13 protein-coding genes are annotated in these 14,354 nt (G+C 68.3%); 3 read left to right on the top strand and 10 right to left on the bottom strand.

Annotation, left to right across the window (positions count from 1 at the left end):
- The first annotated feature begins 122 nt into the window (after positions 1 to 122).
- Both AB4070_RS17855 and AB4070_RS17850 read left to right on the top strand, forming a co-directional pair.
- On the top strand, positions 123 to 1,793 hold the full coding sequence (locus tag AB4070_RS17855; protein WP_441981282.1) for a glycoside hydrolase family 13 protein: 1,671 nt from the start codon (positions 123 to 125) through the stop codon (positions 1,791 to 1,793).
- Between the two features lie 81 nt (positions 1,794 to 1,874).
- Entirely contained in the window at positions 1,875 to 2,882 is a 1,008-nt protein-coding gene (locus AB4070_RS17850) for a LacI family DNA-binding transcriptional regulator (protein ID WP_046746811.1), read from the top strand.
- A gap of 132 nt (positions 2,883 to 3,014) precedes the next feature.
- Here AB4070_RS17850 and AB4070_RS17845 read toward each other — a convergent pair whose 3' ends face one another.
- The 4 genes from AB4070_RS17845 to fdxA are packed head-to-tail and all read right to left on the bottom strand — an operon-like array spanning position 3,015 to position 5,885.
- Positions 3,015 to 3,644, bottom strand: a complete 630-nt coding sequence (locus AB4070_RS17845; RefSeq protein WP_441981281.1) for a superoxide dismutase — start codon at positions 3,642 to 3,644, stop codon at positions 3,015 to 3,017.
- A 38-nt stretch (positions 3,645 to 3,682) separates the two neighbouring features.
- A complete protein-coding gene (locus tag AB4070_RS17840; RefSeq protein WP_441981280.1) occupies positions 3,683 to 4,192 on the bottom strand; it encodes a flavin reductase family protein in 510 nt (169 codons plus the stop codon).
- Positions 4,189 to 5,562, bottom strand: coding sequence for an FAD-dependent oxidoreductase (locus AB4070_RS17835; protein ID WP_441981279.1), 1,374 nt, complete (start codon positions 5,560 to 5,562; stop codon positions 4,189 to 4,191). Before AB4070_RS17835 ends, AB4070_RS17840 begins: the two co-directional genes overlap by 4 nt.
- On the bottom strand, positions 5,559 to 5,885 hold the full coding sequence (gene fdxA / locus AB4070_RS17830; protein WP_282848170.1) for a ferredoxin: 327 nt from the start codon (positions 5,883 to 5,885) through the stop codon (positions 5,559 to 5,561). Before fdxA ends, AB4070_RS17835 begins: the two co-directional genes overlap by 4 nt.
- Before the next feature lie 119 nt (positions 5,886 to 6,004).
- Between fdxA and soxR the strand changes: the two genes are divergently transcribed.
- Positions 6,005 to 6,454: a redox-sensitive transcriptional activator SoxR gene (soxR, locus tag AB4070_RS17825; RefSeq protein WP_378875456.1), complete on the top strand. Its 450-nt coding sequence runs from the start codon at positions 6,005 to 6,007 to the stop codon at positions 6,452 to 6,454.
- A 67-nt stretch (positions 6,455 to 6,521) separates the two neighbouring features.
- On the opposite strand, the gene AB4070_RS17820 is transcribed toward soxR, so the two are convergent.
- The 6 genes from AB4070_RS17820 to AB4070_RS17795 all read right to left on the bottom strand — a co-directional run bounded on the left by AB4070_RS17820 (position 6,522) and on the right by AB4070_RS17795 (position 14,352).
- On the bottom strand, positions 6,522 to 8,768 hold the full coding sequence (locus AB4070_RS17820; RefSeq protein ID WP_441981278.1) for a glycoside hydrolase family 3 N-terminal domain-containing protein: 2,247 nt from the start codon (positions 8,766 to 8,768) through the stop codon (positions 6,522 to 6,524).
- Positions 8,768 to 9,907: an ABC transporter permease gene (locus AB4070_RS17815; RefSeq protein WP_441981277.1), complete on the bottom strand. Its 1,140-nt coding sequence runs from the start codon at positions 9,905 to 9,907 to the stop codon at positions 8,768 to 8,770. Before AB4070_RS17815 ends, AB4070_RS17820 begins: the two co-directional genes overlap by 1 nt.
- Before the next feature lies 1 nt (position 9,908).
- The gene (locus tag AB4070_RS17810; protein WP_282848166.1) at positions 9,909 to 10,997 is read right to left on the bottom strand and encodes an ABC transporter permease; all 1,089 of its coding nucleotides are present in this window, start codon (positions 10,995 to 10,997) and stop codon (positions 9,909 to 9,911) included.
- Positions 10,994 to 11,800: an ABC transporter ATP-binding protein gene (locus AB4070_RS17805; protein WP_441981276.1), complete on the bottom strand. Its 807-nt coding sequence runs from the start codon at positions 11,798 to 11,800 to the stop codon at positions 10,994 to 10,996. The genes AB4070_RS17810 and AB4070_RS17805 overlap by 4 nt, the downstream gene beginning before the upstream one ends.
- A complete protein-coding gene (locus tag AB4070_RS17800; RefSeq protein WP_441981275.1) occupies positions 11,797 to 12,621 on the bottom strand; it encodes an ABC transporter ATP-binding protein in 825 nt (274 codons plus the stop codon). Before AB4070_RS17800 ends, AB4070_RS17805 begins: the two co-directional genes overlap by 4 nt.
- Positions 12,622 to 12,690: 69 nt before the next feature.
- On the bottom strand, positions 12,691 to 14,352 hold the full coding sequence (locus tag AB4070_RS17795) for an ABC transporter substrate-binding protein (protein ID WP_441981274.1): 1,662 nt from the start codon (positions 14,350 to 14,352) through the stop codon (positions 12,691 to 12,693).
- Positions 14,353 to 14,354: the final 2 nt, after the last annotated feature.

The following is a 14,354-nucleotide window of genomic DNA, read 5'->3' as shown; positions in this document are numbered from 1 at the left end:
ACGCTCATGCACGTGAGGAACGGTCATGCAAACAGCCAGGGTGATCCCGAGCAGTCGGCCACGCCGAACCGATTCGATCCCCGCCCTGGCATGACTGTAAGCGTTTGCACTAGCCTGTTCCCATGGCACAGCTTGAGCAGATCGCAGCCCCCGGTTCCGAGTGGTGGCGCAGCGCCGTCATCTACCAGATCTACCCCCGCTCCTTCGCGGACGCCTCGGGCGACGGCATCGGCGACCTGCCGGGCATCACGAGCCGGCTCGATGCCCTGCAGGAGCTCGGCGTCGACGCGATCTGGCTCAGCCCGTTCATGACGAGCCCGCAGCGCGACGCCGGCTACGACGTGGCCGACTACCGCGACGTCGACCCGCTGTTCGGCACGCTGGGCGACTTCGACGACATGCTCGAGGCTGCGCACGCCCGCGGCATCCGCGTGATCGTCGACCTCGTCCCCAACCACTCGTCCGACCAGCACCCCTGGTTCCAGGAGGCGCTCAAGGCCGCACCCGGAAGCCCGGAGCGCGCGCGTTACATCTTCCGCGATGGCAAGGGCGAGAACGGCGAGCTGCCCCCGAACAACTGGGAGTCGGTGTTCGGCGGCGGCATGTGGCAGCGCGTGACCGAGGCCGATGGCACACCCGGCCAGTGGTACCTGCACATCTTCGACGCCACGCAGCCCGACTTCGACTGGAACAACGAGGAGGTGCAGGAGGAGTTCCGCTCGATCCTGCGCTTCTGGCTCGACCGCGGTGTCGACGGCTTCCGGGTCGACGTGGCCCACGGCATGATCAAGACCGAGGGTCTGCCCGACTACACACCCCCGACCGACGCGGACTCCATGGGCGGCGGCGAGTCGAACGTGCCGTACTGGGGCCAGGACGGCGTGCACGAGATCTACCGCGACTGGCACAAGGTGCTCGCCGAGTACGACGGCGACCGCGCTCTGTGCGGCGAAGCCTGGATGCCGACCCTCAAGCAGACCGCACTCTGGGTGCGTCCGGACGAGATGCACCAGACCTTCAACTTCCCGTACCTGATGACGGAGTGGGACGCGAAGAAGCTCGGCGACGTGATCCGCGAGTCTCTGGACGCGTTCGGCGAGGTCGGCGCTCCGAGCACGTGGGTGCTGTCGAACCACGATGTGGTGCGCCATGCGACGCGCCTCGCCCTCACCTCCGACAACCCCCAGGGCGAGGGCATCGGACCGAACACCCCCGACAAGCCGGACACCGCGATCGGACTGGCTCGCGCTCGTGCAGCGACGACCCTGATGCTGGCGCTGCCCGGTTCCTCGTACCTCTACCAGGGCGAAGAGCTCGGGCTGCCCGAGGCGATGGAGATCCCCGACGAGTACCGTCAGGACCCGACGTGGTTCCGCACGAACGGCGCACGCTACGGACGCGACGGATGCCGCGTGCCGCTGCCCTGGAACGCAGAGGCTCCGGCCTTCGGCTTCAACGACACCGGACTGTCGTGGCTTCCGCAGCCCGCCGAGTGGGCGACCTACGCCCGCGATGTGGAAGAGGTCGACCCCGCATCGACACTCGCGCTGTACAAGCGTCTGCTGGCCGGGCGGCGCGAGCACGGCTTCGGCAGCGGATCACTGGTGTGGGAGGACGCCGGTCCCGAGGCGGTGGCGTTCCGTCGTGGTGACGTGCACGTGGTCGCGAACCTCGGCACCGCCCCCATCGAGCTGCCGGCCGACGCCTTGGTATTGCTGCAGAGCCAGCCCTTCGAAGGAGCCGCGATCCCGGTCGACACGGCCGTCTGGTACACCACCGCGACCCACGCCTGACACCCTCCGGTCGCGGTTGTCGTCGCCCACGCCCGCGTGAAGCGACACACACCGCGACCGGAGCCTTTCGACAGAGGAACCATGGCCAGCATCGATGAGGTCGCCCGGCTCGCCGGGGTCTCCACCGCGACCGTCTCGCGCGCACTGAGCGGACGCGGCCACGTGTCCGAGTCCGCGAAGGAGAGGGTGCAGGCCGCGGCGCAGACTCTCGGCTACGTGGTGTCGTCCCGTGCGTCGAGCCTGGCATCGGGTCGCACCCGCAACGTCGGGGTCATCGTCCCGTTCCTCGACCGGTGGTTCTTCAGCACGGTGCTCTCCGGCGTCTCGGCGGCGCTGATGCGCGAGGGCTACGACATCACGCTGTACAACATCACCGCCGACAAGGACGTGCGCCGACACGTGTTCGACACCTTCCTGCGACGGCAGCGCGTGGATGCCGTGATCGCGGTGTCGATCGAGCTCGATGAGGACGAGACGCAGTACCTGCTCGACCTCGGGCTCCCCGTGATCGCGATCGGCGGTCCGAACCCGAAGCTCGACACCATGACCGTCGACGACGTCGCGGTCGCACAGCTGGCGACCGAGCACCTGATCAGTCTCGGTCACACCGACATCGCGCACATCGGAGCCAACCCCGAGTTCGACATCGACTTCCACATCCCGACCAACCGTCGTCTGGGCTTCGAGAAGGCACTGGCCACGGCAGGGATCCCCCTGAACCATGCCTTCCTCGAGCCCGCCGACTTCACGGTGGAGGGCGGCTACCGGGCGGCGAAGCAGCTGCTCGGCAGGCCAGGCCCCCGCCCGACCGCGGTCTTCGCGGCATCGGACGAGATGGCGATCGGAGCGCTGCTCGCCGCTCGCGACCTCGGCTTCAGCGTGCCGGAGGAGCTGTCGATCGTGGGCATCGACGGCCATGAGCTCGGAGAGTTCTTCCGCCTCACCACCGTCGACCAGTTCCCGCTGGGCCAGGGCGAGCGGGCCGCAGACGCCGTGCTCGCGAAGCTCGCCACCCCCGATGCCGTGCACATCCCGTCGGCGCTGCCGTACGAGCTGAACGTGCGCGGAACGACCGCCCGCCTGATCTAGCCGAGGGCCACCCGTGTCTGACTGCGGGCGTGCACAACTCCTCAAGAACCCTCCCCGCGGGCACCCTCTCAGGCCGTTCGGGCGCTCCCAGGTCAGGAAACTGCGGAGTTGTGCACGCCTGACGCGGAGCGGTCAGCTCGCGACGATGAGACCCTTCGTCGCGGTGCGTGCAGCCTCGAAGCAACGCTGCACATCGGGCCAGTTCACGAGGTTCCAGAACGCCTTGACGTAGTCGGCACGCACGTTGAGGTAGTCGAGGTAGTACGCGTGCTCCCAGACGTCGAGCTGCAGCAGCGGCGTCACGCCGAGAGGTGCGTTCCCCTGCTGGTCGAAGAGCTGGAAGATCACGGGGCGGGCGCCCAAGCTGTCCCAGGCGAGCACGGCCCAGCCCGATCCCTGCACGCCGAGCGCGGTCGCGGTGAAGTGCGACCGGAACGCATCGATAGATCCGAATGCGTCGACGAGTGCGGCCTCGAGCTCGCCCTCCGGAGCGCCGCCGCCCTCGGGCGAGAGGTTCTGCCAGAAGACGGAGTGGTTGATGTGGCCGCCGAGGTTGAACGCGAGGTCCTTCTCGAGCTTGTTGACGTTCGCGAGGTCGCCGGCGCTGCGGGCGGTGGCGAGCTGCTCGAGCGCGGTGTTCGCGCCGGTCACGTACGCCTGGTGGTGCTTGGAGTGGTGCAGCTCCATGATCTTGCCGGAGATGTGCGGCTCGAGTGCGGAGTAGTCGTACGGGAGCTCGGGGAGCGTGTAGAGAGTGGACATGACGTCTTCCTTTCGATGGTGCGATCAGTGGGTGCGGATCAGTGCTCTGGGTCGTGCGGGAGCGAGTGGAAGCGGCGGTCGAGGTAGACCAGAGGACGCCCGGACGGACCGGGCAGCACCTCGATGACCTCGGCGATGACCACGGTCGACGACCCCACGGCCACGGTCTGGATCGTGCGACACCGCAGCGCCGCCCTGGCCTCGGGGAGGTGCGGTTCTCCGGTCGGCAGCGTCGCCCAGCCCTGCTCAGGGGTGAAGCGCTCGGACCCGCTGACCGCGAAGCTCTGCGCGAGATCGGAGTGCTCGTCGTCGATCAGATGCACCACGAAGGTGTCGGCCCCGAGGATCGCCCCCGCGGAGCCTGTCGCCCTGGTCACGGAGAACACGATCGCCGCGGGGTCGACCGCCACCGAGGCGACGCTCGACGCCGTGAGGCCGACCGGCCCGTCCGGCGTGCTCGCGGTGATGATGGCGACGCCGGCGGGGTGCGTGCGGAACGCGGCCTTGAGCCCTTCGCCGATCGGGGTGGGCACGGGTGTCGCGGTCATCGACCGGCCTCCATCATCTGTTCCTGCTTCGCATGCGTCAGCATCTCCTCGCGCTCGACGATCTTCGTCCGCTCGCGGCCACGGTCGGCTCCCGCAGCGCGCTCCGCGGCGTCGATGCGCAACCAGCCGTCGAGGTCGACGGCGTGCGCCAGGTGGGCGATCGGATCATCGTCACGCACTTCCGGCTCGACCGATCCGAGGTCGTCGACGACGTGTCCGATGGTCTGCGCGGCATCCGACTTGGTCGAGCCGATGAGTCCGACCGGCCCGCGCTTGATCCAGCCCGTGGCGTACAGCCGGGGGATCGGGACGCCCTCCGCGTCGACGACTCGACCCTCGATGTGCGGCACGACTCCGAGCGTAGTGTCGAACGGCATCCCGGGCACCGGCGTCGACCGGTAGCCCACGGCGCGGTAGACCGCTCCGACGTCGTAGCGCAGCAGCTCGCCGGTGCCGACCATGCGACCGAGCTCGTCGGAGGCGGTGCGCTCCATCTCGATTCCCTTCACGGAATCGGTGCCCAGAAGCCGCACCGGCCGTTGACGCAGGTGCAGGTGGATGCGGCGCGAGGCCGTGCGCGTCGCGGGGTCGATGGCGGCCCATTCGGTCATGGTGCGCACGATGATGCGCCGCTGCGAGAACTGCGCCACCATCCGCTCGGCGTGCTCGTCGAGAGCGAGTTCTTCGGGGTCGACGATCACGTCGACGTCGTCCTGCTCGGCGAGCTCGCGCAACTCCATGGCTGAGAACCGCACGTCCGCCGGTCCTCGTCGAGCGAAGAGGTGCACATCGCGCAGCGGGCTGGCCACGAGCTGGTCGAGCACGGCATCAGGGGTGTCGGTGTGGGTCAACGCCGAGGCGTGCTTGGCCAGGATCCTCGTGACGTCGAGCGCCACGTTGCCGGCCCCGAGCACGGCGACCGACTCGGCGGCGAGCGGCCAGGTGCGCGGCGCATCGGGATGCCCGTCGTACCAGGCCACGAAGTCGGCGGCGCCGAACGACCCGGGCAGGTCGATGCCGGGGATGTCGAGAGCGACGTCGAGGTCCGCACCCGTCGCCACGATCACGCCGTCGTACGCGGCACGCAGATCGTCGATCCCGATGTCGACACCGATCTCGACGTTGCACCGCAGTCGGATACGCGGGTTCACCAACACGTCGTGCAGGGCATCGGTGATCTTGCGGATGCGCGGATGGTCGGGCGCGACACCGTAGCGGACGAGACCGTACGGCGCCGGGAGCTTCTCGAACAGGTCGATGGCTGCGGTGGGGACACGGTCGAGCAGGATGTCGGCGGCGTAGATCCCCGCAGGGCCCGCTCCCACGATGGCGATGCGCGGCTCCACGGCCGGTGACCCGGCGGCGGTCATGCGTGCTCCCCCTGGGGCGCGAGCGCGGCGATGATCGGGTGATCGAACGTCAGCATGCCCGTCTTCGCGGCACCTCCGGGAGAGCCGATCTCGTCGAAGAACTCGACGTTGGCCTTGTAGTAGTCCTGCCACTCGTCGGGGAGATCGTCTTCGTAGAAGATCGCCTCGACCGGGCACACCGGTTCACAGGCTCCGCAGTCCACGCACTCGTCCGGATGGATGTAGAGCGAGCGTTCCCCCTCGTAGATACAGTCGACAGGGCATTCGTCGATGCAGGCCTTGTCCTTCACATCGACGCACGGCAGGGCGATCACATAGGTCATCGCAGGGTCTTCGTTCGGGTCACGCTGTCCTCGTTCGGGTCGATCAGCCCTCGCCGGGCCACATGACTACCGTAAAACCTCAAGTACACTTGAGGTCAAATCGAAGGAAAGGCGGCCGGATGAGTCCGCATGCGCCCGACGAGCCGCTCACGATCGGCGAGATGACCCGACGTACGGGGGTCGCCGCTTCCGCGCTGCACTTCTACGAGAGCCTCGGCCTCATCGCGTCGACCCGCACGCCGGGCAACCAGCGCCGCTATGCACGGCACATGCTGCGTCGCGTCTCGCTCATCACTGTCGCGAAGCGTCTCGGCATCCCGCTCTCCGACGTGCAGACGGCCTTCGCCGACGTGCCGCTGACCGAGACCCCGAGTCACGAGGACTGGCAGCGGGCCTCCCGGCGCTGGAAGCGCGAACTGGAGAAGCGCCGCGAGGGCATCGAACGGCTCGAACGCGAACTCACCGGATGCATCGGCTGCGGCTGCCTGTCGATGAAGGCCTGCGGCCTGCTCAACCCCGACGACGCCCTCGGCACGCAGGGCGCCGGCCCCCACCGCCTGCAGGACTAGCCTGCTCCGGTCGCGATATGACACCTTCGAAGGCGATTTCAGCTGTCATATCGCGACCGGAGCGGGGTCAAACGACCTCGAAGGTGGCGGAGAGGAGAGCCTCGTCGCGGGAGCTCGGGCCCACGAGCAGCTCGAACGTGCCGGCCTCGACCAGACGCGTGCCCGCGGCGTCCACGATCGTGCAGTCGGACACCGGCAGCTCCAGGCGCACCCGCACGGACTCGCCGGGAGCGAGGTCGACCTGACGGAAGGTCTTGAGCTCCTTGTCGGTCCAGCTCACGCTGGTCACCGAGTCGCGCACGTACACCTGCACCGTCTCGCGCACGGGCCGCTCCCCGGTGTTCGACACCGTGATGTGACCGACGATCGTGTCGGACTCCCCCAGCGAGGTTTCGTCCAGCACGAGGTCGGAGTACTCCACGGTGGTGTACGACAGACCCTCTCCGAACGCCCAGGCGGGCGATTGCGTGAGGTCGGCGTACCGGTCGCCGTGCTGTCCGCGGATCTGGTTGTAGTACGTCGGCTGCTGACCCACGTGGCGGGCGAACGAGATCGGCAGGCGCCCGGACGGCTCGGCCGCTCCGGAGATGATGTCCGCCAGTGCGCGCCCGCCCTGCATTCCGGGGTTCGCCGCCCAGATCACGGCAGCCGCCTTCGACGCGGAGGCCGGGAGCACGAGCGGCTTCGAGGCGAGCAGCACGATCACGACAGGCTTCCCGGTCGCGATGAGCGCATCGATCAGGGCGTTCTGCCCGCCGATGAGTTCGAGGGTCGCGGTGGAGCGGCCCTCGCCGACGAGCTCGATCCGGTCGCCGACGACTGCCACGACGACGTCCGAATCGGATGCGGCGGCGACGGCCTCGGCGATCAGAGCGGCGTCGGGCTCGCAGGCCCTCACCACTGGCGGACGCGGCTGATGGTCCGGGAAGAACGCCCCCTGCGGGTCCTCTTCGAGCGTGAGGATGTCGGCGCCGCGGGTATGCGTGACGCTCCACCCGTCGATCGCCTGCAGCCCGTCGAGCACGGTCGTGATCATCTCGCGGGGCTGCCCGTCGAGCCAGCCCGCCTGGCCGGATCCGCCGGCCCAGTCGCCGAGCTGCGTCTGCGCGTCGTCGGCGAGGGGGCCGGTGACCGCGACCTTCAGCGCGGACGCGGGGTCGAGCGGTAGCACGCCGTCGTTCTCGAGCAGCACGAGCGAGCGGCGGGCGACTTCGAGGTTCAGCTCCGCGTGCTCAGCGCTGCCGACCACCGCGTCGAGCTCGGTGCCGGGCAGGCGCGGGTTCTCGAAGAGGCCCAGCTCGAACTTCAGCGTCAGGATGCGAGCGGTCGCGGCGTCGAAGGCGTCCTCGGCGAGCATGCCCTTCGCGACGGCGTCCAACGCTCCCTCGAAGAACCCGGGCGTGGTCATGATCATGTCATTGCCCGCCCGCACAGCTGCCGCGGCCGCGTGCGTGATGTCGGGCTGGATCCGCTGCTCCCACACCATGCGTCCGACGTTGTCCCAGTCGGTGATGAGCGTGCCGGTGTAGCCCCACTCGCCGCGCAGCACGTCGCTGAGCAGCCAGTCATTGGTGGTGATCGGCACGCCGTCGGTGGTCTGGTAGCCGAGCATGAACGTGCGGCACCCCTCGCGGGCGACGCGCTCGAACGGCGGCAGGAACCACGAGCGCAGCTTGCGGCGGGAGATGTCGGCCTCGCTCGCGTCGCGCCCGCCTTGGGTCTCGGAGTACCCGGCGAAGTGCTTGGCGGTCGCGAGGATGGCCGTGGGGTCGTCGAGACCGTCACCCTGATAGCCGCGCACCATGGCCGAAGCCAGCTCGCCGATCAGGAACGGGTCTTCGCCGAAGGTCTCGTCGATGCGACCCCAGCGCAGGTCGCGGGCAATGCACAGCACGGGCGAGAAGGTCCAGTGGATGCCGGTCACCGCGACCTCCTCGGCCGTGGCACGAGCGACGCGTTCGACGAGCGCGGAGTCCCACGACGCGGCCATGCCGAGCTGCGTCGGGTAGATCGTCGCCCCCGGCCAGAACGAGTGCCCGTGGATGCAGTCCTCGCCCACCAGCAGCGGGATGCGAAGGCGGGTCTGCGCCGTGAGCTCGTTCGCCCGCAGGATGCGCTCGGGCGACGTGTGCAGGATCGATCCCGCATGACGGCGGGCGATGTGGTCGTCGATGTCGTCGCGAGCGTCGAGCTGGAGCATCTGCCCGACCTTCTCCTCCAGCGTCATGCGACTGAGGAGGTCGGCCACGCGCTCGGGGATCGAGAGAGCGGGGTCCTGGTACGGGAGCTGCGTGGTCAGAGTCTGAGAGGTCATCACTTCGTGTTCTGGTTCGTGTTGTGGTTCGAGGCGTCGGCGGCGCGCGAAGGGTCGGACGAGGCCGCCGACGTTACGGGATCGGGGGCCTTCTTCGGGAGGGGCACGCTGCGGACGGCCGTGACGGCGTCGTTCACGTTGAGCCCCTTCTTCTTCATCGCCCTGGCTCGCTCACCCGCCGAGCGCAGGCGCGGGTTGACGTACTCGTCGATGCCGAAGTTGATGAGCGAGAGCGCGACGCCGATGATCGCGATGCAGAGCCCGGCCGGCACATACCACCACCACAGCCGCGGGAACGCGCCGTTCTGCTGCGCCCAGAACAGGATCGTGCCCCAGTTCAGGTTGCTGACCGGGATCACGCCGATGAAGGCCAGAGTGGTGAGGCCGAGGATGGCCGCGGTCACGGTGCCGACGAAGCTCGAGGCGATGAGCGCCATGAGGTTCGGGAGCATCTCGACCGTGATGATGCGGCGCAGCGGTTCACCGTTCGCGCGTGCAGCCTGGATGAAGTCGCGGTTGCGCAGCGACATGGTCTGCGCGCGCAGCACGCGGGCGCCCCACGCCCAGCCGGTTATCCCGAGCACCGCGGCGATCACGATCAGCGGCGGGTTCTCGAACTGCGAGGCGATGATGATGATGAGCGGAATGCCGGGGATCACCAGGAACACGTTGGTCAGCGCCGAGAGCGATTCGCTCTTCCAGCCGCGCACGTAGCCGGCGATCACACCGATCGTGATCGCGATGATCGTGGCGATGAAGGCCGCGAGGAAGCCGACGACGATCACTCCGCGGGTGCCGTAGATGATCTGGCTCAGCACGTCTTCGCCCATGTGCGTCGTGCCCAGCCAGTGCTCCCAGGAGGGCGGCTGACGCAACGCTGTGCGGTCCTTCTGGGTCGGTCCGTACGGGGCGATCCACGGGGCGAGGATCGCGATGAGCACGAATACCCCGAGGATGATGAGCCCGGCGATCGACTTGGGATTGCGGAACATCGCGAACGCCTGCGCGAGCTGCGACCAGAACGTCATGCGCGGCGGCGCTCCCGCCGGCGGGGTGCGCAGTGTCGCGGTCTCGGGCATGCCGGAGACGACGGCCGATCCGTCGGGCGCTGTCGTCGCTGCGGTGGTGGGAACGGTCATGTCAGGACTCCATCTGGCGCGTGCGCGGGTCGAGGTAGGCGTAGACGACATCGGCGAGGATGTTGGCCACGAGCACCGACAGCGTGATCACGAGGAACACACCCTGCATGAGGGCGAAGTCCTTGGCGTTGGTCGCGTCGAGCAGCAGCTTGCCGACACCCGGATAACTGAACACCATCTCCATCACGATGGTGCCGCCCACGATGAAGCCGATCGACAGCGCGAAGCTCTGGATCTGCGGCAGCACCGCGTTGCGGGCGGCGTAGCCCCAGAGCACCCGCTTGTTGGGCATGCCCTTCGCCTGCGCGACCGTGATGTAGTCGTCGTCGAGCACCGTCAGCATCATGTTGCGCATGCCGAGGACCCAGCCGCCGAGCGAGGCGACGACGATGGTCAGCGCCGGCAGCGTGCCGTGCATGATCACCTGGCCGATGAAGTCGAGACTCCACTCCGGCGACTGCCCCTTGTCGTAGGCGTGCGAGGAGGGGAACCACTTCAGGGTCGAGGAGAAGATCGCGATCGCGATGAGTCCGAGCCAGAAGTACGGGATCGTGTTGAAGAACGTCGTCACCGGGATGATCGCGTCGAGCCTGCTGCCCCGCTTCCATCCCACGACGGCTCCGAGCAGCGTGCCGATCGCGAACGAGATGATGGTCGCGATGCCGACCAGCCCGAGCGTCCAGGGCAGGGCGGCGGCGAGCACCTCGGCGACCGGCCGCAGACCGTGCAGTGTCGAGATGCCGAGGTCACCGCGCAGCAGCATCCCCCAGTACTCGAGGTACTGCTGCCAGATCGACTTGTCGGTGTCGATGCCGAGCAGCACACGCAGCGCATCTGCCGCCTCGGGGCTCACGTTGCGGTTGCGCGCGAGGTACGAGCTGACCGCATCCCCCTTCATGAGGCGCGGCAGGAAGAAGTTGATCGTGATCGCCGCCCACAGCGTGAACAGGTAGAAGGCCGCGCGACCGGCGAAGAAGCGCCACGGCACCGGCCGCCGGGTGCGCTCCGCCGTGGTCGCCGTGGTGCCGACCTCGAGGGCATCGCGGGCGACGAGGTCGTTGTCGTCGAGCTGGGGGAATGCCGTGCTCACAGGGCGCCTCCGTTCGATGCCGCCGCGGCGAAGTGCTTCTCCGGATCGGGAGAGGCCGCGCGCAGCTCGCGGGTGTACGGATCCTGCGGGTTGAGGATCACGTCGTCGGCAGTGCCGTACTCGACCACGCGCCCCTGGTTGAGGACCATGATCTCGTCGCTGAAGTGTCGAGCGGTCGCCAGGTCGTGCGTGATGTAGAGCACGCCGAGTCCCTCTTCGCGCTGCAGGTCGGCCAGCAGGTTCAGCACGCCGAGCCGGATCGACACGTCGAGCATCGACACCGGCTCGTCGGCGACCAGGAGCGAGGGACGCGAGGCCAGGGCACGGGCGATGGCCACACGCTGCCGCTGGCCGCCCGACAGCTCGTGGGGGCGGCGGTCGATCACCGCGTCCGCATCGAGGCGCACCCGGTCGAGGAGCCGACGCACCTCGTGCTCGGTCTCCTTCTTGGGCACCACGTCGTCGAGGCGGATCGGCCGCTCCAGGTGGTAGCGGATCGAGTGGTACGGGTTGAGCGAGGCGAACGGGTCCTGGAACACCATGCGCAGTTGCTGACGGTAGGTCCGCAGGCCTCTGCCGCGGCGCGGGATGGGCTTGCCGTCGAGCAGCACCTCACCGCTGGTCGGGGTCTCGAGCTGGGTGAGGATCTTCGCGATCGTGGACTTGCCGCTGCCGGACTGTCCGACCAGGCCGATCGTCTGCCCGGATGTCAGCGTGAAGCTCACGTCGTCGAGGGCTTTGATCTGGCCGGCGCCGCGCACGTTGTACGCCTTCGTGACGTGACGGAATTCGAGGGTGGTCATCGCACCAGCACCCCTCTCTCCCCGGTGAGCCGGGGGAACGACGACAGCAGGGTCTTCGTGTACTCGTGCTCCGGCTGCGTCCAGATGCGCTCTGCCGTATCGAGCTCGATGATCTCGCCTTCGCGCATGATCGCGATCCGGTCGCTGATCTCCAGCAGGAGCGGCAGGTCGTGGGTGATGAAGATCACCGAGAAGCCGAACTCGTGCCGCAGCTGGGAGATCTGCTTGAGGATCTCCCGCTGCACCAGCACGTCGAGCGCGGTCGTCGGCTCGTCCATGACCATCAGCTGCGGACGCAGCGCGAGGGCCATCGCGATCATGACGCGCTGCCGCATGCCGCCGGAGAGCTCGTGCGGGAACGAGCGGATGCGCTGGCGCCCGACCTTGACGATCTCGAGCAGCTCCTCGGCCTCGGCACGCCGCTGCTTGCGGTTCATGTCGGGGCGGTGGATCTCGAACACGTCCTCCAGCTGCGAGCCGATCGTCGCCACGGGGTTGAGGGCGTTCATCGCGCCCTGGAACACCATCGACACCTTGTCCCAGCGGAATCGCTGCATCGCGTCGACGTCCAGCGCGTTGATGTCGATGTCGACACCGGTCACGTCGTGGAAGGTCACGCTGCCGCCGGTGATGACGGCCGGGGCACGCAGCAGGCGCTGCACCCCGTAGGCGAGCGTGGTCTTGCCGCAGCCGCTCTCACCGGCAAGGCCCAGGATCTCGCCGCGCTGCAGTTCGAGGGTCACGTTCTTCACCGCCTCGACGGGCGGATCGACGTCGTACACGACGGAGAAGTCGCGCACGGTGAGCAGGGGATCTGGCATGGGGGTGTCCTTCGTCGACCTGGTCAGGGGAGCCCGACCCGTGTGACCGGGCTCCCCTGCGGGTGGTGCTTACTCGGCGGGCTTCAGCTTCGTGAGGATCTGCACGATGTTCGGCTGCGTCGGGTCGGCGGACGCGTAGGTGTCGTCCTCCGAAGGCCAGCCGACGTAGTTGCGCGTGTTGAACTCACCCAGCAGCGGGTGGGCGCCCAGCGGGATGGCCGGCACCTGCTCGGAGAAGATCGTCTGCAGCGTGTCGATGGCGGTGGTGCGCTCCTCGTCGGACGAGGCGTTGGCGTAGGTGTTCAGCGCGGCGGTCGCCTCCGGGTCGTCGAAGCGGCCGAAGTTGAAGCCGGCCTTGCCCTCGGGCGAGATCCACCGCGGATCCATGGTCGAGGTGTAGAGGCCGTACGCCGTGCCGCTGTCCTCCAGCCAGTGGATGATCGCAGAGAACGTGCCGTTGTCGCGGGGGTCGGCCCAGCCGCCCCAGTCGGGCATGTCGATCTTGACCTCGGCGCCGATGCTGTCCTTCACGTCCTCGGCGATGAGCTCCTGCGCCGTGTTCCAGTCGCTCCAGCCGGACGGGACGGAGAGCGTGAACGAGACGGGCGTGCCGTCGGGGTCGATCAGCGCGTCGTCCTTCCACGTGTACCCGGCGGTCTCCAGCAGGTCACGCGCCTTCTCGGCGTCGACCTTGTAGTCGACGCCCTCGAACTCCGGCTGGATCTCGTCTTCGAGGATCGACGACAGTCCGGTGACCGACCAGACCGGCTCACTGGCACCCTCTCTCGCGATGTCGACGTAGGCGTCGCGGTCGATCACCCAGGCGAGCGCCTGACGGAAGGCGGGGTCGTCGAACGGCTTCTGCTGCAGATTCATGAACAGCGTGGCGGAGCCGGTGGTCGGGGAGGCGAGGAATTTGTTGTGCTCGGGGTCGGCCGAGAGGAACTGCTCTTCGATTTGCGGGATGAACGCCTGCGCCCAGTCGGCGTCGCCGTTCGCGAGGGCCGTGGTGAGGGCGGTGTTGTCTCCGTAGGAGACGTAGTGCAGCTCCGGCACGGCGAGGTCGCCGCCCCAGTAGTCGTCGCGCGCGTCGAGCGTGACCGACTCGGTCGACCAGTTCGCCATCGCGTAGGGGCCGGTGCCGACGAGGTCGTCGCCCTTGACGGGGTCGGTGGCCGGGTCCTCGAACTTCTCCCAGATGTGCTTGGGGACGATGGGCACGTGCAGCACGCGCGCCTGGTTGACGTACTTGGAGTCGCCGAAGCTCAGCACGACCTTGTCGCCGTCGATCTCGGCCCCCTCGTACTTGAGGCCGGCGGTGTCGAGGGCGGGGATCGAGGCGGTCTCGAAGGAGAAGACGATGTCGTCGGCCGTGAACGGCTCGCCGTCACTCCAGGTGACGTCCGCGCGGGGGACGACCGTGAGCTGCGTGTAGTCGTCGTTCCATTCGAGGCTCTCGGCGAGCCATGGCGTGGTACCGCGGTCTCCCGTCTGGTTCACCAGGGCCAGGGTCTCGAACACGACCTTGGCGTAGCCGTACTTCGACGCGGCGGAGTCGCCGACGAACGGGTTGTTCGACTCGGTGGTGATCGCACCGTCGGGCTTCGCGATGGTGAGGGATGCGGATCCGGCGCCGTCGCCGGATCCACCGCCAGCCGAGCAGCCGGCGAGGGCCGACACACCGAGCGCGGTGATCGCGGTCACGGCGATCAGAGACTTTCTGAGCTTCATTG

Source organism: Microbacterium sp. 2RAF4 (genome assembly GCF_052115285.1).
In the GTDB taxonomy this organism is placed as follows: Bacteria; Actinomycetota; Actinomycetes; order Actinomycetales; family Microbacteriaceae; genus Microbacterium; species Microbacterium oxydans.
Note: the sequence above shows the minus strand (reverse complement) of the source record. Positions and strands in the feature narration are given on the sequence as shown.